Genomic DNA, 18,792 nt, shown 5'->3' with positions numbered 1-18,792 from the left:
AAAAGTGGAATCTGGAGCCCGCGTTAAGCCGATACGACGCTGTGACCTTGACTTTTACCGTGTTCAAGGCGTATCAGAGTGGGTACTGCTAGCGATGTACGTGGTGACGGTGGACGCCGTGGAGAGAGGCGGTCCAGGTGTCTGAGTCTGCTTGGGCGGTGCGCCTGTGGCGGGTGCGGCCGTGGAATCCCAGTCCGTTGATGCGTGTCTCGGATCGGTTCGAGATCGTGTTGCGGGCGTTGGCTGTGGTTGTGGTGATTGTTGCCGTGCCGGTGGCGGGGGCGTTCGGGACCGTTAGCTATACGAATGCCGCTGATCGGATTGCGGTGGAGGATGTGGGGAAGACGGAGATCAGTGCGACGGTGACGGGGGAGCCGCGGTTGCTGGTGGATCCGGGGCGGAGTGGGGTGCATCAGGATCGGTACGAGGCTGCGGTGGAGTGGAATCATGATGGGCGCAGTGGGACTGCCACTGTCGAGATTCCTGGGCCGCAGGAGGTCGGGAGCACCGTGGCGCTGTGGGTGGGGGCGGATGGGGAGCCGGCTACGGAGCCGGCCAAGCCGGGGGCGGCGGCGGCCGAGGGGATCGGGACCGGGTTGGCGATCTTGGTGGAAAGCTGGTGTGCGGCCGCGGCGTCGGTGTGGATCACCGGAGCGGTCTTGGATGCCCGGCGCAATGCGCGCTGGGATCGGGAATGGCGGGAGCTCAACGATCGCACCATCGGGAAGGACTCGTTGTAGGGCGCGATCGGCGGGACTCGCTCCGAGGTGAGATCCGGTGGGGGAGATCAGTATTCGCCGTGCACCAGGTTGTGCGGGGTTTCGCCGTTGAGGTAGCGGGCGATTTCGGCGGTGGCGATGGCCCAGCCGCGTTCGCGGCTGCCGCGGCTGCTGCCGCCGACGTGGGGGGTGAGGAGCAGACCGGGTGCGTCCCAGAGGGGGTGGCCGGAGGGTAGCGGCTCGGGATCGGTGACATCGAGAACCGCTCGCAGCCTTCGGTTCTGGAGTTCGGACAGCAGGGCATCGGTGCGCACGATGGGTCCGCGGGCGGCATTGACCAGAATGGCGCCGTCGGCCATGTGCGCGAGGAAGGCGGCGTCCACCATGCCGGTGGTGGCGGAGGTGACCGGCACCATGAGCACGACGGCGTCGAAATCGCCCAGCAGCCGCGGGAGTTCGTCCACGCCGTGCACGCCCTCGCGGGCGTGCGTGCCGACCACCGCGACCGTGGTGTCGAACGGGGCGAGCATGCGCTGGAGCTCCTCGGCCAGATTGCCCGCGCCCACGATGAGGATCCGCTTGCCGTGCAGGGTGTCGGTCTGATGCTGGGTCCAGCGGTGCTCGCGCTGGGCCGCCGCGAATTCGGTGAATTCCCGGTACACGGTGAGCAATCCGGTGATCGCCCACTCCGCCGTGCTGGCCCCGTGCGCCCCGCGCGCGATGGACAGCGCGACGCCCTCGGGCAGCCTGCCGGTCCAGGATTCGGCGCCGGCGGTCAGTAGTTGCACCAGCCGCAGTTTCGGCAGCTGCCAGGCCATCTGGACCGCCTCCGGCCCGACCAGGAAGCCGGGCACCAGCACCTCGGCCTCGTCGGCCCCGGCGGGCAGCGGCTCGCCGAGGGCGAAGCGCAGGGCCCGCGCGCCGTCCAGGCGCGAAACCGCCGCGAGGCCGTCGTCATCCGGAACCAGCACTGTCACCGTCATGGTGCCAAGCTATCGGACGCGGCCCGCGGCGGTCGCGGGGTGGTTATCGGTACTAGTAATAATGTCGTCGGCCGCCGACGGGACGGCCGGCGTAGCCGAGCACCCAGAACGCGATGCCGACGATCAGCACGATGATGCCGATGGTGACCAGGATGGAGATGCCGAGCAGCCAGCCGGCGACGATCAGGATCAGACCTAAAATGACCATGGGACTACCTATTTCGAGATGGGTTGGGCCGGCGGCTTACTGCCGGGCTTGTGCAGGAACCGGTTGACCGACCACACGGCCTTCGACCCCGAGGGTTCCGCCGCGGGGGCTGCCGGCTTCTTCGCCGCGGGTGGCGGCTTGCTCAGTTCGCGTCGCGCCGCGACCATTTCGCGCTTGGATTGGCGCAGTTCGCGGCGGGCGAGAACACCACGCCGAGACGTGGTCCACAATCCCGCGAGCAGCATGATGAGCCCGCAGGTTCCGATGGCTCCGACCAGAATGCCGTAGGCGAACAGCAGTCCGGACGAGCCCGTGTAGGTGTGATCGAACACCGTGAAACCGTTCGTGACCGTGTGGCCTTCTCCACTGTTGGCCTGGATTCCGGCCACCCCCACGGTGACGGCGCCGAGGAGGGCGATGAGCCCGATGATGGTGAACATGTTGTGGCGATTCCCGCCGACTCGATCGTCAAACCCGCAGGACGGCGAGTTGTCCGGCAGGTCGCCTGCGGGTTTGGGGCGCGCCGGGCGGTTGTGCGCGCGAGATCCTCGATGTCATCCGCGAGCAGGGTAGCTCCGCCGGCTGGCCACGTTTGCGCAGGTAACGACTCCAGCGCGCCCGGCGGGTCGCAGCCGCAGTATGGCAATTGATCGGCAAACTCTGGGATATGTCCCCATTGCCCGATTGTCGGCGCGGGTAGCGGCCCCTCGTGGCCGGGTTCCCGCTGGGTGTCCCGCCGCCCATGCTCGCGGTCGGCGGGTCGCCGCCGGACGGGCCCGGGTGGGCGGTGGAGATGAAGTGGGACGGCATCCGCGTCATCGTGGTGCGCGAGGCCGCCGCGTGCCGGCTCTACAGCCGCACCGGCCGCGAGGTGAGCGGCTCCTATCCGGAGCTCGCCGCCGCCCTGAAAGCGTTGCCGGGCAGCGGATCTCTCATACTCGACGGCGAGATCGTGGCTCAGGAGCCCGACGGCGCGCCGTCCTTCGGCCGGCTGCAGCGGCGCATGCACGTGGCCCGGCCGGGGGAGCAGTTGATCGCCGAGGTTCCGGTGCAGCTGTTCGCCTTCGATCTGCTCGTCGCGGACGGCCGCGACCTCATGGCGCAGCCGTATCTGGCGCGCCGCGAACGACTCGCCGAGTTGCCGCTGCCCGCACCGCTGTCCGCGCCGCCGCACTGGGTCGGAGTGGATGCCGGAAAGTTGCTCGTGGTGGCGCGCGAGCATCGGTTGGAGGGCATCGTGTCCAAGCGCGCCGACTCGGTCTACCTGCCGGGCCGGCGTTCCCCCGCCTGGATCAAGACGCCGCTGCGCAACAACACCGAGGTGGTGGTCGCCGGCTGGACCCCCGGCGCGGGCGGATTCCAGAGCACCTTCGGGTCGCTGGTGCTCGGCGCCTACGACGACTCCGGCCGCTTCGTCTTCATCGGCAATGTCGGCACCGGCTTCACTCGGGCCGCCCGGAGGGCCATTCGCGCCACGCTCGACGAAATAGGAGTCTCGACAAGTCCTTTCGACCAGCCGCCGCCGGAGGCCGCCGCCGCGGGCTGGCGCTGGGTGGAGCCGATCCTGGTCGGCGACGTCGAATTCCGCGAATACTCCGGCGAACGCCTGCGCATGCCCAGCTGGAAGGGGTTGCGCACGGACAAGACCCCGCCGCAGGTGCAGGTCCCGCCGGTTCGCTGACGGTAGCCGGCGTGCCGGTGGGCGGGCCCGGCGAATCCTCGTTGCGGCAACACAATTGGCGTATTCGGAAGCGATGGATCACAATCGGAAATATGGGCGGCGAAGGGCAAAGAAAGCTGCGCGAGCTCTCTGCTGCCGATTCACTGAAGCGGCTGGCGAGCGCACAATATGGTCGAATCGCATTCTCGCGCCGAGGAGTTCCGGTTATCCGGCCGGTGAACCATATCGTCGAAGCCGATGCCGTGGTGGTGCGGGCGCATCTGGGCGCCAGCCTGCTGCGCGGCGACGGCCAGGTGGTCGCCTACGAGGCCGACGATTTCGACGAGAACACCAGGCGCGGGTGGAGTGTCATCATCACCGGCGTCGCGCGAGTGGTGACCGATCGCGAACAGGTGCGGCGCTACGAGACGTTGCTGGACCCCTGGATAACCATGCCCACCGACCATGTCATCCGCATCGAGACCGAGGTCGTGACCGGTGTCGAACTCATCGAGGGCACCGACGATCAGCTCCCGCCCGGGGGCGCGCCGGTGCGCGAAGTCCGGCGCTGATGAGGTGACCCCCGATACGCCTCCGGTAGCCTGACACGCCGTTGGCCCGAGCTCGGCAACCCGTCGGCAAGCTCGGCGCGGCCGTTCGCTTCTCGCGCGCACGATGGCGGGGCGCGGCGGCCGCACGCACGTGGAAGGAACACCATTGACAGCCTCTGACAGGCAAGTGGCGGCCACCGCACCCGATGTGGGGGACGAGGGGTACTCGCGCGGACTCTCGCCGCGCACCATTCAGATGATCGCCATCGGCGGCGCCATTGGCACCGGTCTGTTCTACGGCGCGGGCAGCGCCATCGAACAGGCGGGCCCCGCGCTCATCCTCGCCTACCTGGCGGCCGGCCTGGCCATCTTCGTGATCATGCGGGCACTGGGCGAACTGCTCACCTATCGCCCGGTCACCGGCAGCTTCGCCGAATACGCGAACGAGTTCCTGGGCCGCTTCGCAGGCTTCGCCACGGGGTGGACCTATTGGGCGGTCTGGGTCGCGACCTGCATGGCCGAGATCACCGTGGCCGGCAAGTACGTGCAGTACTGGTTCGATATTCCGCAGTGGGTGACCGCGCTGGTGGTGCTGGGCATCATGTTCGTGGCGAACCTGGTGTCGGTGAAGCTGTTCGGCGAGGGCGAGTTCTGGTTCTCCGCCATCAAGGTCACCGCCATTCTCTTCATGATCGTCATCGGCATCGGCGTGCTGGTCTTCCACTTCGGCCACGCCGCCGATCCGACGGTCACCAATCTGTGGAACGACGGCGGCGTCTTCCCGAACGGCATCTGGCAGGCGCTGCTGGTGCTGCAGATCGTCATGTTCGCCTATGTCGGCGTCGAGTTGGTGGGCGTCACCGCGGGCGAGGCCCGCGACCCCAAGCAGACCCTGCGCAAGGCCATCAACACCCTGCCGTTCCGCATCGGCCTGTTCTACGTGGGCGCACTGATCGTCATCATGTCGGTGTCGAGCTGGCGCAACTTCCAGGCGGGCAAGAGCCCGTTCGTGGAGGTGTTCCAGCAGATCGGCATTCCGGGCGCGGCGGGCATCATCAATTTCGTGCTGCTGACCGCGGCCCTGTCGTCCTGCAACTCGGGCATCTACTCCACCGGCCGCATGCTGCGCAGCCTGGCGCAGCGCGAGGAGGCGCCGGCCCGGCTGGGCGCGCTGAGCAACCGGTCGGTTCCGGCCACCGGTATCGCGGTCTCGGCGGCGGTCATGGTGATCGGCGTGGCGGTCAACTACTTCTCGCCGGACAAGGCGTTCGCCTACATCACCTCGGTGTCGACCATCGGCATCATCTTCGTGTGGGGCATGATCCTGGTCTGCCACTTGATGTATCGCTCGCGCGTGCGGCGGGGCCTGTTGCCCGCCAGCGATTACCGCCTGCCGGGCGCGCCGGTGACCACTGTGCTGGCGCTGGCCTTCCTGGCCCTCGTCGTGGTGCTGCTGTTCTTCACCGAGGCGGGCCGCTCGGCGGTCGTGGTCGGCCTGGTGTGGGGCGCGCTGGTGTGCGCGGGCTATCCGCTGCTGGCGCGCAAGCACACCCGGGACGCGCCCGCCGCTTAGCGCCGGGCAGGTGGCGGCCACCGGTCATCCGGTGGCCGCTACGCGGACACCTTCGCGAGAACCTCCAGAATGGCGGCTTCCTCGCGCACCGGATCGGTCAATGGTGTTACCACCGCGGCGATTTCGTCGGCGCCCGCCGCGTGCAGTGCGAGCAGGCGCCGACTGATCTCGTTCTGATCGCCGTACACCATGACCTCGTCGATGAGCTCATCGCTCAACCGCCCGTCGGCGCCCAGCGGATAGCCCGCTTCCCGGAACAGGGCGGCATAGGTCGGCAGCGCGGAATAGACCGAGAACGCCTGCTGCGCCACCTGGCGGACGACGCCGAAATCATTGGTGAGCATGACCGCCGCCCCCGCGATCAACGACGGCGTCGGCCGTTGCGCCGGACGCGCTCCCGCCTCCAGCGCCGGCCGCGCGATCGAGCGCAGGTACGACGGCCCCGCCCAGGTCACCATGGCCCCGTCGGCGATCTCACCCGCCAGCCGCAGCATGTTCTTGCGCAGCGCCGCCAGCACGATCGGCGGGCGGGGCGGGGTGATCATCGGCGGCAGCGCGGCGTGGACCCGGTAGTACTCGCCGTCCAGATCCACCCGGCCCTCCCACAGCATGCCGCGCAGCACCGCGACATACTCGCGCAGATGTCCCAGCGGCTTGCCGAACGGAAGACCGTACTTCCCTTCGATTTCCGGCTTGTGGCTGGCGCCGATCCCCAGGCGGAAGCGCCCCGGCGCGAGCTCGGCGGCGACCAGCGCCTCGTTCGCCCGCGCCAGCGGATGCGTGGGATAGGTGATCGATATCCCGCTGCCCAGCGCGATATCGCTGGTGCGCGCGGCCGCCGCGGTGATGATGCCGAGCCCGTCCGGCCCCACCGGCCAGGACGGCACCCAGGCCATGCCGATCCCCGCCGCTTCCGCGCGCGTGATCGCCTCGAGCACCGGTCGCACCGGCGGCGGGAAGGTCACGATGCCGACGGACAAACCAGAAGCCATTGGGGGTCAGCCTCCCTGTCGCAGTTGTCATTCGGCTTCGAAACTACCGCGCCGGGACTACCTTGCCTGATGTAGGTTTCGGTTCTCGGGAGCGCTCATGAACGATCCGCGTCGGTACGTGGTGATCGGAGGCGGCCTGGCCGGGCTGGCCTCCGCGGTCTGGCTGGCCGAGGCCGGCAAGCAGGTCACCCTGCTGGAACGGCGCGGCCGCCTCGGCGGGCGCACCCATGCACTGGAGGTCCCGACACTGCGCGATGTGCCCGACAACGGCCAGCACGTCATCGCCAGCGGTTACGACCATCTGTTCCGCTATCTGGAGAGCGTCGGCACCCGGCGGTTCGTGAAATTCCCGAACGAGGGCGTGCTGCGCTGGCCCGACGGACGGCACACCACCATGGGCACCAAGGGATTACAGGCGCTGCGCACCCTGTTCGGCGCACATCCGGACGCGAGTCCCGCCAACCGCATCCGCGCCGCGGTGGCGACCCTGCGCATGGGCTGGGAATGCCTCAACCAGCCCGCCGATCTCGCCGATATCAGTACCGAGCAATGGTTTCAGCGCCTCGGCATGCCCGCCACCGCGCGCGAGGCGCTGTGGGACTGGCTGGCGCTGGGCATTGCCGCCGAACCGGTGCGGCAGGAATCGGCGAAGGTCTTCGCGGATGTGATGGCCACCGGAATCCGCCTGGGCATCAAGCACCGGCGGCCCGCCACCATCGGATATCCGACCGTGGATCTCGACACCCTGTTCGTCACCGGTGCGCGAGAAGTGTTCCAGCGCTATGGAGTTCGGGTCGCACATCGCGCGGTGGCCCGCCGCATCCTCATCGAGGAGGGGGCTGTCACCGGCGTGCTCATGGCCGACGGCGATGTGGTGCCCGCCGATGCCGTGGTGTGCGCCGTGCCGAACTCCAATATCGGCGGACTCCTGGACCTGCTGCCCGAGCACGACGAGATCTATTCCGCCGCCGACAAACTCGGCTACACGCCGATCGTCAGCACCAACCTCTATCTGGACCGGCCGCTGGGCACCAAGAGCGAATTCGAGGCGCTCATCGGCGGCCAGGGCGTAATCGACGAGGTCTTCGACCGGCAGCGCATGCACGGCCGCTCCACCGAGCACGGCTGGCTGTACTGCCTGACCACCAGCGGCGCCTACGAGCAGATCCACAAACCGCACGACGAGGTGGTGGCCGAGCAGATGGCGCTGCTGCGCCGCTACTACCCGGCGGCCCGGGAGGCCGAAGTGCTGCACGCCCAAGTGGTTCCGATGCCGCGCGCCACCTTCTCCCAGGTCGTCGGCACGGCCGGACTGCGGCCGGCGCAGCGCACCTCGGTGCCCACCCTGGTGCTCGCGGGCGATTGGACCAGCACGGACTGGTCGGCCACCATGGAGAGCGCGGCCCAGAGCGCGGCGCGCGCGGTGGAACTGCTGCTGAAACTGCCCGCGGCGCCGGTTCCCTCGACCGCGTGACCAGTCGGATGACTTGCTCGCATTCCGCTCGCACCGCTCTCAGCGGAAATAGTTGAGCACCAGCCGGGTGATATCGGCCAGGAACCGCTCCCGGGCAATGGGCGGGTCGTCGAGCAGGTAGCGGATGGTCAGATGCTCGACCGCCCGCACCAGCATCCAGGCGGCGGCATCGGAATCCACCTCCGCCGGCACCTCCCGGGCCCGCATGGTCAGCGCCGCCCGCGCCAGCTCCCCGATCTGCTGCTCGAACGCGAATACCGTTGCGCCGGTGGACAGCCGCGGCGTCTGCTCGACCACCGCGCGCAACAGCTCCCGATGGTTGCCGAGCGCGTCGAGCAGTTCGGAAATGGTCTCCGGCACGGCGACTTCGGGCCTTCTCGTCAAATTGGCCAGCACCCGGGCGCGGACGCGGTCCGCGACTTCAGTGGTGTAGCGCTCGATCACCGCCGCCACCACGGCGTCCTTGTTCGGGAAGTACTGGTACAGCGAGCCCGGGCTGATACCCGCCGCCGCGGCAATGCGATTGGTGGACGCACCGTCGTAGCCGTGCGCGATGAGCACCTCCTGCCCGGCGTCCACAATGCGCGCCACCATGGCGCGCGACCGCTCCTGCTGCGGTGCGCGGCGCGGCTCGGCGGGCGTTTTCCTGGTCTGGCCAGGTGTTTTCGAGGACGGTCGTTTCGGTGGCATGTCGTTTCCGCTGCGATCGAGAAATGCGAATTGAACGCGAGTAATTATTCGTGTCAGCCTGAGGCCATGGTGGCAGAAAGCGAAATGGGGCGCGAGACGAATCGGGAACGGGAGCCGCGCCCGGAGCCGCGGCCCCTCGGCCCGGACTCCTTGACCTGGAAGATCTTCGGTTCCCTCTACTTCGTCCCGAGCGGACTGTTCATGGGCATGGTCCAGAACATGCATCCGGGCCTGGGCGCGGGTGTGGAATTCCACTCCGAGATCAAAGACGAGTTCTATCAGCGGGTCATCCGCTCGGGATATCCGATCGTCGGGGTGGTGTTCGACGGTCCGCGCGCCCGGGAGACCGCCCGCGAGATCGTGGGCTACCACCGCACCATCAAGGGCGTCGACGCCCGGGGCCGCCGGTACCACGCCCTGGATCCGGGCACCTTCTACTGGGCGCACGCGGTGTTCTTCATGGAGACCCTGCGGACGGCCGAGCTGTTCATGGGCGGGCTCACCGCCGAAGAGCGCGAACAACTCTGGCGTGAGCAGTACCAGTGGTACGAGATGTACGGCATGCCCATGCGCGTGGTGCCGAAGAGCTGGCCGGAGTTCCGGCGCTACTGGCGCGATATGTGCCGCGACACCCTCGAGCCCACCAAGGCGGCGTGGGATATCTTCCATCTCGCCGACGAGGCGCCGGTGCCGCCGTTCCCGGTGCTGCGCCACCTGCCGAAACCCGTGTGGGAGCGCGTGATCCGCCCGTCCGGCGCCCGGTTCTACAAGTTCGTCACCATCGGCCTGTGCGATCCGGCCATTCGCCGCACCATGGGGTTCACCTGGACCGAGCGTGATCAGTGGATGTTCGACCGGCTGTGCCGCGCCATCTCGGCGGCCAACCGGGTGACACCGGACGGGGTGAAATACGCCTTCCCGCGCATTCGCGCCGCCCGCCGCCGCGTGGCCGGGAAACGACCCGGCTGGATGCCGCCGCCGGAGGCACCCGAATTGCTGTGGCCCGCACCGGAACACCGAGACGACCCCAAGCACTACTGCCCCGTCCACGCCGATTCCGGCCGCGACGCCCTCACCCGATTCCGCCAGCTGACAGGGTCATAGAACAATGCAGCCGCTCACTGACACCCGTCCCGCCGATGGCGGGCATCCCTACGACTACTACTACCGCCCGGGTATGCCGCTGCGTCCGCCGCCACCGCGCGCGGTACCGTCGGAACTCTGGTTCGAGCCGCGAAAAGCCATGCTGGGACCGTGGATCGACGTCCGCCCCGAGCCCGTGAACACACCGCGCACGCGGCTCATGGCCGATCATCTCTGGCAGGGCGACGAACCCATGGACGAACTCGTCGCCGCCTTCGGCCGGCTCGGCTCCGCCGGTGGACGCCGCATGTTGAACCAAGCCCTGGAACACGGCATCGACAGCCTGGACGAACCGCTGCCCGAGCTGGTGAATCTGTTTGCCCGCCTGGACAATCCGCCCTCCTGGTACGACCCCGACCGGTGGGAGTACGGCCGCCGGCTCTGGATCAACGTCTCCCTCGCCGGGAAGATGGCCATGGGGGTGCAGGACTTCATGGGCACCTTCGTCGGAGCCGAAGTGGCCTCGGCGGTCGGGGCCACCGGGCGATTCGTCAAAGACCCCTACCGGCGCGGCCTGGAATCCTCGGTGTGGTTCCGCAGCGTCACCGCGCCCCGCGCCCTGGAACGGCGGTCGCCGATCTTCCACGACACCGTGCGCGTGCGGCTCATGCACGCCCAGGTCCGCGCCATGCTGCGCCGCAGATTCGGCGCGGAGCACTTCGCCGCGCACGGCAACCCCATCTCCAATGCCACCACCATGGGCGCGGCCGTCACCTTCGGCCTGTCGCCGATGTGCTTCGACCACGTGCACGGGCGTCGGTGCAGCACAAGGCAACTCGACGCGGTCATGCACTACTGGTCCTATATCGCCTACGTCTTCGGGGTCGCGGAGGAGCTCATCCCGCGCTCGGCCGCCGAGGGCATGGAAATGGCCGACTACATGGTCGCCACCGCCGGTGTGGCGCCGCGGTGGACGGCGACCATGGCCGGCGCGGCGACCCGCCGCTTCACCGACTCCACGGTGACCGGCCGGCTCCACATCGCCGCCACCGCACCGCTGCTCGGCGCGCTGTCGTACTACAGCAGCGAACCGCTGGTCCGTGCCCTGCTTGCCGATACCCCGCTGCGATCGGTCCCGATCCAACCGTGGTCGGCGCTGACCGGCCTGGCCGCGACCACCGCTGTGCGCCTGCGCCGCATCGACGACCGGCTGCCCGGCGCCCGCCTGCGCATGGTGCGCCGCGCCCGTCATATCGACCCCATGTGGGACCGCAATACCAAGGTGGCCCGCTACCTCGCGGCTCGCGTCGGCATTCGCGGCACCCCCTTCGACCAGCACGACAAGACCGCCGACAGCGCCCGCTGCCCGGTCTGACCCCCGCCGCTCGTTCGGCCTCCGGCGCGGTCGGACGCCTCCGGCCACGGTCGGACGCCTCCGGCTACAGTCAGACGCCTCCGGCTACGGACAGATACACCACCATCAGCACCAGCAGGAACCATCCGGCCCCCTGCCAGATGGGCCACGCGCGCCCGGCCCGCCACTCCCGGACCGTGATCGCGAACGCCCCGAGCCCGCCCAGCAGCAGGATGCCGCCCGGAATCATCCCGACCACCAGCCGCGACGGCGTATCGCACAGCATGGACTCGGCGCCGAGGCAGGCCTGCCGGGACGACGCCCACACCACCGCCAGCCCGGCGGCGACCGCGGTCACCACCAGCACCGCGACCACGTATTTCACGGCCTGCCGGAACATCTGCGGATCGTGCCACCGCTTCTCGACGTCGTCGACCATGGTCAACACCTCCTTGCCGCGGAGTTTCCCACCTGGACGGCCGCTAACCAGCGGCTTTCCGTGCGGCTCGCCGTGATCGCCCGGACGCCGGGCGGGTCGGGGCAGGGCCTAGCGCGCCTCGGCGGCCAGGCCGAAACCCAGCGCGACCAGCACTGCGGCCAGTGCTCGCTCGATGCGCCGGCGAATGCCGGTGCGCCGCAGCCACTTCCCGGCCCGATCGGCGGCGAGCACGATGCCGACGCACCAGGCGGTGTCGATCACCAGCTGGATCACCGCGAGAATGACCACCGTCGCCAGCACCGGGCCCTCGCCGGGTAGGAACTGCGGCAGGATGGTCAGCCCGAACACCGCCGCCTTGGGATTGGCCGCGATCGAGATGAGCGAGGCGCGGAATGCCGCCCCGGGTGTGCGGCCGCGGGGGAGTGCCGAGGTCATGGCCGCCCCGAAGCCGTCATCGCGGCGGCTGCCCCGCCAGGCCTGGATGCCGAGCCAGATCAGGACCAGGGCTCCGGCGATGTGCACCGCCTTGTTGAGCACTTGATTGGCCACCAGCAGGGCCGATAGTCCGGCGCCACCGGCGAGGGTCCAGCCGAACACGCCGATCTCGTTGCCGGCGACCGCCGCCAGCCCGGCTGCTCGGCCATCGCGCACCGAACGCTGCAGGAACAGCGCGGTCGCGGGGCCGGGAATCGCGGCCAGGACCAGGCAGGCGAGCAGGAAGGCGGGGAGGACTTCAACCCAGTGCGGCATCCCTCGATGCTGTCATGCCGGTTCCGGGGGTGACCAGCGGAATCAGATCTTCGCACCCGTGAGATAGTCCTGTCCGCCGACATAGACGGTGTGCCCCGGCTCGCCGGCCACCGTGGTGGCGTCGGCGACGGCGGTGGCGAACTCCTCCACCGTCGGCAGGTCGCCCTGATCGCGGCGGGCGGTCACGGCCTCGGGATCGCGGCGCTCCAGCAGCCGCACGATAATCGTCCCGTCGATCATGTCGCCGGAGACCACCGTGAAATCGATTCCGCGCGCGGAGAATTCGGGAATCATGGCGCGCAGTGCATCCTCACCGGCGCGCTTGCTCGCCGCAATGAGCTCATAGCCCGCGGGCACCGCCCGGGTGGGGGAGAAGTGCGCCTGATGGCTGGTGACGAACACGATCCGCCCGCCCGCCGGGATATGCGGCAGCGCCAGCCGCGTCAGCCCGGTCTGCGCGTCGCGATTGAGCCGCATGGCGTAATCCGGCGCGGCCTCGCGCTCCAGTCCGCCGGAGGCATTGAGCACCAGCACATCCAGCCGCCCGAACTCGCGCACCACGGTGTCGATCAGCCCGGCGGCGCCGGCCGCGTCGGAGATGTCCGCACCCGCCACCGAGGCACTGCCGCCCGCGGTAATGATCTCCGCCGCAAGGGTTTCCGCGCGCTTGCGCTTCTCCCGATAGTTGATGACCACATGGTCGCCCCGGGCCGCCAGCACCCGGGCGGTATCGGCGCCGATCCCGCGAGAAGCGCCGGTCACCAACACGATTCGCCGTCCCCGCGATTCCGCCACCACAGACCTCCAGCCCGCTCTAGTGCTTCTGATTTAGAACCACTATGTTGGTTCGAAATGAGAAGCGCAAGTCAGCCACCGCCGCCCAGCAGTCGCGCCGACGACTCGCACGTCGCCGTGCTCACCGCCATGGACCTGCTCGGCCAGCGGTGGATGCTGCGCGTGATCTGGGAACTCGAACCGGGCCCGCTGGGCTTTCTGGAACTGCGCCGCCGCATGGGCAACTGCTCGTCGAGCATGCTGTCGGTGCGCTTGCAGCGCCTGCAGGACGCGGGTGTGGTAGCCAAGAAACCGGACAAGTCCTATGAGCTGACCATCGCCGGCCGGCAGCTCGGGCTGGCTCTCGAACCGCTGTGGCAATGGTCCGACCGCTGGGCGGGCGAATTGCGGCGAGCCGGGGCGAGCGGGGACGACGCGTAGCGACCGATTCCTTTTCGAGCCGCCCACGGTCTTATCGCCGTCGGGCTTGTAGGAAGGAACGGAAGTACATGAAACGCAAGGTGTTCATCTGGGGCGCGCTCGTCATGACCGTGCTGGTGCTGACCTGGGTCGGGTTGTACGTGCTCATGAATTCGCGCACCTATCAGGTCGCCGGGCGCATCGTGTCGCGGGTGGACACCGACGACAAGGTCGTCGCGCTCACCTTCGACGATGGCCCGACCGACCGCACGCCGCAGCTGCTGCGGGTGCTGGCGGACGCCGGAGTCCCCGCCACCTTCTATCTGATCGGCGAGGAGCTGGCGGCCAATCCGGCGCAGGGCGCGGCGATCGCCCGCGCGGGCCACGAGATCGGCAATCACAGCTACACCCATCAGCGCATGATCTTCGTCGGCCCGGGAACGGTGCGCGACGAGATCGAGCGCACCGACGCCGAAATCGCGAAGACGGGATATGCGGGTCCCATTACCTTCCGCCCGCCGTTCGGCAAGAAGCTGCTCGCGCTGCCGCGGTATCTGTCTCAGCACGACCGCACCACGGTCACCTGGGATGTGGAGCCCGACTCGGGCAAGCAGGCCAGTGCCGACGCGATCGTCGCCGAGACGGTGGCGCAGGTGCGCCCCGGCTCGATCATCCTGCTGCACGGCATGTACGAGACCGGCGCCGCGTCGGTGGCCGCCGTTCCGCGCATCATCACCGAGTTGCGAGCGCGCGGATATAGATTCGTCACTGTGTCGGATTTGTTGACGCACTAGAGAACCCTCACAACACTTGTGCGGTTGACCGAATCAGCACATACACTGTCTGGGACGTAGACGAAAAGCAGAGAGGTGCACGATGGGAGACCGGACGGTCGTCGCCGACGTTGCCGATGAATTGGCGCGCCGCGTGGCATCCGGGCAATACGCGCCCGGTGGTTTGATGCCGTCCGTCCGACAGGTCGCCGACGAGTTCGACCTCAATCGTGCGACGGCGCAGCTGATTCTGGGCCGGCTGGAGTCCTACGGCTTCGTCGATGCCCACCGCGGCAAGGGTTTCGTCATTCGCGATGTGCGCGCCGAGGGCGGGGTGGACGTGTACCGCCGGCTGTTCCGGCTGTCCATGCCGACGCCCGAGATCGCCGCGGACATGTTCGCCAATATCGTGGACGAGGAACGCGGTATCGCGCTGGAGGCGCTGCTCGCCTACACCGGCAGCGATCGCGGTCTCGATCCGGCCGAACTCAAGGCCGCCATCGACGAATTGGAAACCCTTGCGCGCGGCGCGGATCCGGATCCCTACCGGATGCTGCGCATCGAACTGGACCTGTTGCGCACACTGCTGACCGAGCTGAAGCATTCGGTCCAGCGCGCCGTGCTCAACTCCATCGGCGAGATGGTGCTCGAGGTCCCCGAGGCCGTGCAGGCCTACTTCGCGGTCTCACCGGATCTGCATGTGCTGGTGTGGCGGGCGCTGGTGGCGGTCTGGGAATCCGAGGGCGGGCCCAGCCAGGCACAGTTGGCGCTGTTCGAGGATCTCTTCGGCATGTACCACCAGAAGGTGGTGGCGCGCTTCGAGGAATTGGTCGGCGTCGACGGGCTGGCTGAGGAGCAGGCGCCGCACGCAGCCACGGCGTGAGTCCCCGGGCCGCGGCCCGGACCCGGTCTACGTCTCAGACAACAACCGTCAGCTGATGACGGCATTCATGATGGTGCCGGCGCTCGTGGCGATGACGCCGCCGACGAGCGCTCCGGCCACCTGCTTGGGCGCTTGGAGCGCCGAGCCGGACCACTTCTCCCAGGCGAAGCGGCCACCGGCGTAGATGATGGCCAGGGTGCCCGATAAGAGGACGAACCAGGTGAAGTAGCGGACCAGGCGCATCAATTTGTCCGCCACGGGCGGGGTCTCCGGCGTCGGATTGAAAACCTGAGCCAGGAGATCGGATTGAGTGATCAGGTCGTGCGCAGCTGAAAGATACATCTCGGCGCTCTTCCACGGGACGGCAGTTCCATATCCGGAGTACCCGCCATCAGCCGTGTGGCGCAAGGGCATCCGAAGATCGGTGCACGAGCGGAATTCGCGAGACGGGCAAATCAGTCGACGTCGTTGTCCGCCGACAGGTACGCCACCGCCGCTAGATACTGGCGGCAGGCGAAATGCTGATCATGGGCGCGCAGAATGGCGCGGGCCTGGCGATAGGTGAGAACGCGGGGGTCCACGTCGCAATCACCGGAGATATCAGTACAAGGGGCGAGCATCTGTGTCATTGGATGCCTCTGGCCGATGGGGAGGATGGTGCACTGAGTTTAAAAGTGCGGATCGTGCAGATGCAAGTGCATCTGCACGTCCAATCCCCGTGTCGGGAGGCTATTCGTCCGTTTCGGTGTTGTTGTGGCGTCAGGGTTTCCGCGCCACGCCACCGTAGGCCGCGATATCGGGAAGCGTGCCGGGCTTGGCCAGCTCCGCGCGCCAGTGCACTATCGGGCCGAAGCCGGGATCGACCAGTTCCAGGCCGTCGAAGGCGGCTTCGAGCTGCTCCTTGGGCCGCGGCTCATAGGGCGCCCCGCCGGACTTGGTGTACTCCTGGCACAGCTTTACATAGGCGTCGCTGTCGGTGGTGCCATCCCAGAAAACCAGATAGCTGCCCGATGGCACCGCGTCCATGATGGTGCCGATGATGCGCAGGGCGTCCGGATAGCTGCGCGCATGGCCGAGCACGCCCATGAACATCACGGCCACGGGTTTCTCAAAGTCCAGGACATTCCGGGCATCGGCGACAATCTCCTCTGGATTGTGGAAGTCGCGCTGTATATAGGTGGTGACACCTTCGTCGCTCCCACTGGTGAGCAGAGCGCGGGCGTGCGCGAGCACCAGCGGATCATTATCTACGTAAACGACCCTTGACTCCGGGGCCAGTTCGTGGGCGACTTCATGGGTGTTCTGCATGGTGGGCAGACCCGTCCCGACGTCCAGGAACTGTCGGATACCGCGTTCGCCGGCCAGCATTCGCACGGCCCGGATCAGGAACTTGCGCGACTCCACCGCCATGGTGGCGATATCGGGATCGATGGCGAGGCTGGCATCGCCGATCGTGCGGTCGATCTCGTAATTGTCCTTTCCGCCCATCCAGTAGTTCCAGATCCGCGCGGAGTGCGGGATGTCGGTGCGGATGAGCGGATTGTTCGTTTCGGACATCGCAGCTCCTCGACGACTGTATGCGTGGCATGTTTCGACTGGTATGTCCAGTGACAGTATAAGATTCGCCGGGCGTTGACCCGGTGGATGGCTGTTTCCCACCCTGATCGCCGGTAATCAGACTTACCGGTCTGTAATGTCTGAATGCATTCGCAACTTCGCACCGACAGTGCGCGTACGCGCCGCAAACCTGTTGTGTTGCAAAGAGTCAGCGCATTTGCGGGGATCGATGCGGAGCTATCCGCGTGCTATCGTTCAGGTTGCGGTTGCAACTGTAAGTACATCTGGTCGAACATTTGCAAGTACTGGACCACCGTCTGCGGGCGGTACTGGCAAGGAGTCTGAAATGACGGACACATCAGCAACCCGGATAGATCGCTCGGAACTGTCTTGGCGCAAGAGCACTTTCAGCAATCCCAGTGGTAACTGCGTCGAAGTCGCGGAACTCGCCAACGGCCTGGTGGCCATGCGGAACTCCCGGGACCCCCAAGGTTCGGTGTTGGTTTACACCCGCCCCGAGATCGATGCATTCCTGCGCGGCGCGAAGAGCGGAGAGTTCGACGACCTCGCGCGCTGAGCGGTAGCATTGGCAATCGGCGCGGTGGTTCACCTGACATTGCGGTCGTGGCCCACTGCCGGCAAACCCGAGCATCGGAGTGGACCCCATGATCGCAGTACCCGTTCCCCACGGCCGGGTGGATCCCACCGTTATCGACCGTGGTCCGACCGCCCTGCGGATCGCCGTGGGCGGGCAACTACGGAAACTGAGGGAAGCAAACAATATTACGAGGGAACAAGCGGGTGAACACATTCGCGGTTCCCATGCCAAGATCAGTCGCCTGGAACTCGGGCGTACCGGATTCAAGGAGCGCGATGTCCGGGATCTGCTGGACCTCTATAAGGTCACGGATCCCGGCGAGCGCGAACTGTTCCTGGACCTGGTACGCAAGGCCAATCAGCCGGGCTGGTGGCATCGTTACAGCGATCTGCTCCCGCAGTGGTTCGAGACCTATCTAGGACTCGAGCACGCGGCGAAGTCGATCAGAACCTTTGAGGGCCAACTGGTCCCGGGCCTGCTCCAGACCACCGACTATGCGCGTTCGATCGTTGCCCTGGGTCACGACCAGGACAGCGAGCGGCGCGTCTCGCTGCGCCGGCGGCGTCAGGAATTGCTGACACGCCAAGGGGCGCCGAGCTTCTGGGCGGTGCTGGACGAGGCGGTACTGCATCGGCCGGTGGGCGGAGCAAGCGTGCAGCGTGCGCAGATCGAGTACTTGATCGAGGTGTCCCAGCTGCCCAATGTCACCATTCAGGTGCTGCCCTATGCGGCGGGAGGCCATGCGGCAGCGGGAAGTTCGTTCACCATGCTGCGGTTCGCCGAGCCGGAACTGCCCGACATCGTGTACCTGGAACAGCTGACCAGTGCCCTGTATCTGGACCGCCGCCAGGATCTGGAACTCTACCGCCAGGTAATGGATCAGTTGAGTGTGCAGGCAGAACCGCCGGAACGGTCCCGGAAACTGCTCGCCGAGGTGGCCGCCGCACTCTGACGGCGGCCCCGGTGGCTCCGGCCGCTACTACCTATTGCCGGATGAAGCTGGAGGCGATTCGCCAGAACGCCTCCGGCTGCATGGTGTGCAGATCCCAGTCATTGACCATGGCGTGTGCGGTTGTGACGATTCGTTCGATATCGAAATCGTACCGAGTGGCCGCTCCGGTGGATTCGACCTGGCGGATCACGAAATCGGTTGCCGTCTCCCGCGAATAGGTTTGTACCGGCTGGTTTCTGTCGGCAAACCCAAGTCGGCTGAGATTGATTGGCTGGTTCATTCGAACGCCCCTGACGCCAGTCCGACGGCTAACCCTTGGCGAGGAATCGCCGATGATTCACCGCACGGCTCTCTGGTTG

General features: G+C 67.4%; 24 protein-coding genes. 12 read left to right on the top strand and 12 right to left on the bottom strand.

All coding sequences use genetic code 11. From position 1 onward, the window contains the following. The first annotated feature begins 137 nt into the window (after positions 1-137). Complete coding sequence (locus tag ACFVIV_RS10140) at positions 138-740, top strand: hypothetical protein (protein ID WP_379194570.1); 603 nt, start codon at positions 138-140, stop codon at positions 738-740. Positions 741-787: 47 nt separating this feature from the next. Here the strand turns inward: ACFVIV_RS10140 and ACFVIV_RS10135 are convergent, their stop codons facing one another. From ACFVIV_RS10135 to ACFVIV_RS10125, 3 genes are read right to left on the bottom strand one after another with little or no spacing between them, the layout of a single operon-like run. Further along, positions 788-1,702, bottom strand: coding sequence for a 2-hydroxyacid dehydrogenase (locus ACFVIV_RS10135; RefSeq protein WP_379194568.1), 915 nt, complete (start codon positions 1,700-1,702; stop codon positions 788-790). 52 nt (positions 1,703-1,754) lie between these two features. Next, the gene (locus ACFVIV_RS10130; protein ID WP_379194566.1) at positions 1,755-1,910 is read right to left on the bottom strand and encodes a DUF6131 family protein; all 156 of its coding nucleotides are present in this window, start codon (positions 1,908-1,910) and stop codon (positions 1,755-1,757) included. Between the two features lie 8 nt (positions 1,911-1,918). Next, positions 1,919-2,350 (bottom strand): hypothetical protein, encoded by a 432-nt coding sequence (locus ACFVIV_RS10125; RefSeq protein ID WP_379194565.1) that lies wholly within the window; start codon positions 2,348-2,350, stop codon positions 1,919-1,921. Between the two features lie 302 nt (positions 2,351-2,652). On the opposite strand from ACFVIV_RS10125, the gene ligD reads away from it, so the two are divergent. From ligD to ACFVIV_RS10110, 3 genes are all read left to right on the top strand, one after another. Beyond that, positions 2,653-3,591: a non-homologous end-joining DNA ligase gene (gene ligD / locus ACFVIV_RS10120; protein WP_379194957.1), complete on the top strand. Its 939-nt coding sequence runs from the start codon at positions 2,653-2,655 to the stop codon at positions 3,589-3,591. 92 nt (positions 3,592-3,683) lie between these two features. Beyond that, on the top strand, positions 3,684-4,142 hold the full coding sequence (locus ACFVIV_RS10115) for a pyridoxamine 5'-phosphate oxidase family protein (protein WP_379194563.1): 459 nt from the start codon (positions 3,684-3,686) through the stop codon (positions 4,140-4,142). A 145-nt stretch (positions 4,143-4,287) separates the two neighbouring features. After that, positions 4,288-5,694: an amino acid permease gene (locus ACFVIV_RS10110; protein ID WP_379194561.1), complete on the top strand. Its 1,407-nt coding sequence runs from the start codon at positions 4,288-4,290 to the stop codon at positions 5,692-5,694. A 38-nt stretch (positions 5,695-5,732) separates the two neighbouring features. On the opposite strand, the gene ACFVIV_RS10105 is transcribed toward ACFVIV_RS10110, so the two are convergent. Beyond that, positions 5,733-6,686 (bottom strand): LLM class flavin-dependent oxidoreductase, encoded by a 954-nt coding sequence (locus ACFVIV_RS10105; protein WP_379194559.1) that lies wholly within the window; start codon positions 6,684-6,686, stop codon positions 5,733-5,735. Positions 6,687-6,783: 97 nt separating this feature from the next. Here ACFVIV_RS10105 and ACFVIV_RS10100 point away from each other — a divergent pair, with 97 nt between their 5' ends. Then, positions 6,784-8,160, top strand: a complete 1,377-nt coding sequence (locus tag ACFVIV_RS10100) for an FAD-dependent oxidoreductase (protein WP_379194557.1) — start codon at positions 6,784-6,786, stop codon at positions 8,158-8,160. Positions 8,161-8,199: 39 nt separating this feature from the next. Here ACFVIV_RS10100 and ACFVIV_RS10095 read toward each other — a convergent pair whose 3' ends face one another. Then, positions 8,200-8,850, bottom strand: a complete 651-nt coding sequence (locus ACFVIV_RS10095; RefSeq protein ID WP_379194555.1) for a TetR/AcrR family transcriptional regulator — start codon at positions 8,848-8,850, stop codon at positions 8,200-8,202. 66 nt (positions 8,851-8,916) lie between these two features. Here ACFVIV_RS10095 and ACFVIV_RS10090 point away from each other — a divergent pair, with 66 nt between their 5' ends. Beyond that, positions 8,917-9,954 (top strand): oxygenase MpaB family protein, encoded by a 1,038-nt coding sequence (locus tag ACFVIV_RS10090; RefSeq protein WP_379194553.1) that lies wholly within the window; start codon positions 8,917-8,919, stop codon positions 9,952-9,954. Between the two features lie 4 nt (positions 9,955-9,958). Next, positions 9,959-11,308, top strand: a complete 1,350-nt coding sequence (locus tag ACFVIV_RS10085; RefSeq protein ID WP_379194551.1) for an oxygenase MpaB family protein — start codon at positions 9,959-9,961, stop codon at positions 11,306-11,308. Positions 11,309-11,378: 70 nt separating this feature from the next. On the opposite strand, the gene ACFVIV_RS10080 is transcribed toward ACFVIV_RS10085, so the two are convergent. The 3 genes from ACFVIV_RS10080 to ACFVIV_RS10070 form a co-directional block, all read right to left on the bottom strand. After that, positions 11,379-11,726, bottom strand: a complete 348-nt coding sequence (locus ACFVIV_RS10080; protein WP_379194549.1) for a hypothetical protein — start codon at positions 11,724-11,726, stop codon at positions 11,379-11,381. A gap of 108 nt (positions 11,727-11,834) precedes the next feature. After that, a complete protein-coding gene (locus tag ACFVIV_RS10075) occupies positions 11,835-12,476 on the bottom strand; it encodes a LysE family translocator (protein WP_379194547.1) in 642 nt (213 codons plus the stop codon). Between the two features lie 42 nt (positions 12,477-12,518). Beyond that, a complete protein-coding gene (locus ACFVIV_RS10070) occupies positions 12,519-13,247 on the bottom strand; it encodes an SDR family oxidoreductase (protein ID WP_379194955.1) in 729 nt (242 codons plus the stop codon). An 81-nt stretch (positions 13,248-13,328) separates the two neighbouring features. Here ACFVIV_RS10070 and ACFVIV_RS10065 point away from each other — a divergent pair, with 81 nt between their 5' ends. From ACFVIV_RS10065 to ACFVIV_RS10055, 3 genes are all read left to right on the top strand, one after another. Next, positions 13,329-13,691, top strand: coding sequence for a winged helix-turn-helix transcriptional regulator (locus ACFVIV_RS10065; protein WP_379194545.1), 363 nt, complete (start codon positions 13,329-13,331; stop codon positions 13,689-13,691). A gap of 68 nt (positions 13,692-13,759) precedes the next feature. Continuing rightward, entirely contained in the window at positions 13,760-14,464 is a 705-nt protein-coding gene (locus tag ACFVIV_RS10060; protein ID WP_379194543.1) for a polysaccharide deacetylase family protein, read from the top strand. Between the two features lie 82 nt (positions 14,465-14,546). Continuing rightward, positions 14,547-15,326: a GntR family transcriptional regulator gene (locus ACFVIV_RS10055; protein WP_379194541.1), complete on the top strand. Its 780-nt coding sequence runs from the start codon at positions 14,547-14,549 to the stop codon at positions 15,324-15,326. A gap of 48 nt (positions 15,327-15,374) precedes the next feature. On the opposite strand, the gene ACFVIV_RS10050 is transcribed toward ACFVIV_RS10055, so the two are convergent. The 3 genes from ACFVIV_RS10050 to ACFVIV_RS10040 form a co-directional block, all read right to left on the bottom strand. Further along, entirely contained in the window at positions 15,375-15,668 is a 294-nt protein-coding gene (locus tag ACFVIV_RS10050; protein ID WP_379194539.1) for a hypothetical protein, read from the bottom strand. A gap of 113 nt (positions 15,669-15,781) precedes the next feature. Continuing rightward, the gene (locus ACFVIV_RS10045; RefSeq protein WP_379194538.1) at positions 15,782-15,907 is read right to left on the bottom strand and encodes a hypothetical protein; all 126 of its coding nucleotides are present in this window, start codon (positions 15,905-15,907) and stop codon (positions 15,782-15,784) included. A 178-nt stretch (positions 15,908-16,085) separates the two neighbouring features. Then, positions 16,086-16,883 carry an SAM-dependent methyltransferase gene (locus tag ACFVIV_RS10040; RefSeq protein ID WP_379194536.1) on the bottom strand — a complete coding sequence of 266 codons (798 nt, stop codon included), beginning with the start codon at positions 16,881-16,883 and terminating at the stop codon, positions 16,086-16,088. A gap of 346 nt (positions 16,884-17,229) precedes the next feature. On the opposite strand from ACFVIV_RS10040, the gene ACFVIV_RS10035 reads away from it, so the two are divergent. Together ACFVIV_RS10035 and ACFVIV_RS10030 are read left to right on the top strand one after the other, a co-directional pair. Continuing rightward, on the top strand, positions 17,230-17,460 hold the full coding sequence (locus ACFVIV_RS10035; protein ID WP_379194534.1) for a DUF397 domain-containing protein: 231 nt from the start codon (positions 17,230-17,232) through the stop codon (positions 17,458-17,460). Between the two features lie 88 nt (positions 17,461-17,548). After that, positions 17,549-18,433 (top strand): helix-turn-helix domain-containing protein, encoded by an 885-nt coding sequence (locus ACFVIV_RS10030; RefSeq protein WP_379194532.1) that lies wholly within the window; start codon positions 17,549-17,551, stop codon positions 18,431-18,433. A 31-nt stretch (positions 18,434-18,464) separates the two neighbouring features. Here ACFVIV_RS10030 and ACFVIV_RS10025 read toward each other — a convergent pair whose 3' ends face one another. After that, the gene (locus ACFVIV_RS10025; protein WP_379194530.1) at positions 18,465-18,713 is read right to left on the bottom strand and encodes a hypothetical protein; all 249 of its coding nucleotides are present in this window, start codon (positions 18,711-18,713) and stop codon (positions 18,465-18,467) included. Between the last annotated feature and the right edge of the window lie 79 nt (positions 18,714-18,792).

The organism is Nocardia sp. NPDC127526 (assembly GCF_042672265.1).
In the GTDB taxonomy this organism is placed as follows: domain Bacteria; phylum Actinomycetota; class Actinomycetes; order Mycobacteriales; family Mycobacteriaceae; genus Nocardia.
This window is presented reverse-complemented; position numbering and strand designations above follow the sequence as displayed.

Bases quoted from the DNA above. Each gene is read 5' to 3' on its own strand.
- ACFVIV_RS10135 (WP_379194568.1), bottom strand. From the start codon at position 1,702: ATGACGGTGACAGTGCTGGTTCCGGATGACGACGGCCTCGCGGCGGTT.
- ACFVIV_RS10130 (WP_379194566.1), bottom strand. From the start codon at position 1,910: ATGGTCATTTTAGGTCTGATCCTGATCGTCGCCGGCTGGCTGCTCGGC.
- ACFVIV_RS10125 (WP_379194565.1), bottom strand. From the start codon at position 2,350: ATGTTCACCATCATCGGGCTCATCGCCCTCCTCGGCGCCGTCACCGTG.
- ligD (WP_379194957.1), top strand. From the start codon at position 2,653: ATGCTCGCGGTCGGCGGGTCGCCGCCGGACGGGCCCGGGTGGGCGGTG.
- ACFVIV_RS10115 (WP_379194563.1), top strand. From the start codon at position 3,684: ATGGGCGGCGAAGGGCAAAGAAAGCTGCGCGAGCTCTCTGCTGCCGAT.
- ACFVIV_RS10105 (WP_379194559.1), bottom strand. From the start codon at position 6,686: ATGGCTTCTGGTTTGTCCGTCGGCATCGTGACCTTCCCGCCGCCGGTG.
- ACFVIV_RS10100 (WP_379194557.1), top strand. From the start codon at position 6,784: ATGAACGATCCGCGTCGGTACGTGGTGATCGGAGGCGGCCTGGCCGGG.
- ACFVIV_RS10095 (WP_379194555.1), bottom strand. From the start codon at position 8,850: ATGCCACCGAAACGACCGTCCTCGAAAACACCTGGCCAGACCAGGAAA.
- ACFVIV_RS10090 (WP_379194553.1), top strand. From the start codon at position 8,917: ATGGTGGCAGAAAGCGAAATGGGGCGCGAGACGAATCGGGAACGGGAG.
- ACFVIV_RS10085 (WP_379194551.1), top strand. From the start codon at position 9,959: ATGCAGCCGCTCACTGACACCCGTCCCGCCGATGGCGGGCATCCCTAC.
- ACFVIV_RS10080 (WP_379194549.1), bottom strand. From the start codon at position 11,726: ATGGTCGACGACGTCGAGAAGCGGTGGCACGATCCGCAGATGTTCCGG.
- ACFVIV_RS10075 (WP_379194547.1), bottom strand. From the start codon at position 12,476: ATGCCGCACTGGGTTGAAGTCCTCCCCGCCTTCCTGCTCGCCTGCCTG.
- ACFVIV_RS10065 (WP_379194545.1), top strand. From the start codon at position 13,329: ATGAGAAGCGCAAGTCAGCCACCGCCGCCCAGCAGTCGCGCCGACGAC.
- ACFVIV_RS10060 (WP_379194543.1), top strand. From the start codon at position 13,760: ATGAAACGCAAGGTGTTCATCTGGGGCGCGCTCGTCATGACCGTGCTG.
- ACFVIV_RS10055 (WP_379194541.1), top strand. From the start codon at position 14,547: ATGGGAGACCGGACGGTCGTCGCCGACGTTGCCGATGAATTGGCGCGC.
- ACFVIV_RS10050 (WP_379194539.1), bottom strand. From the start codon at position 15,668: ATGTATCTTTCAGCTGCGCACGACCTGATCACTCAATCCGATCTCCTG.
- ACFVIV_RS10040 (WP_379194536.1), bottom strand. From the start codon at position 16,883: ATGTCCGAAACGAACAATCCGCTCATCCGCACCGACATCCCGCACTCC.
- ACFVIV_RS10035 (WP_379194534.1), top strand. From the start codon at position 17,230: ATGACGGACACATCAGCAACCCGGATAGATCGCTCGGAACTGTCTTGG.
- ACFVIV_RS10030 (WP_379194532.1), top strand. From the start codon at position 17,549: ATGATCGCAGTACCCGTTCCCCACGGCCGGGTGGATCCCACCGTTATC.
- ACFVIV_RS10025 (WP_379194530.1), bottom strand. From the start codon at position 18,713: ATGAACCAGCCAATCAATCTCAGCCGACTTGGGTTTGCCGACAGAAAC.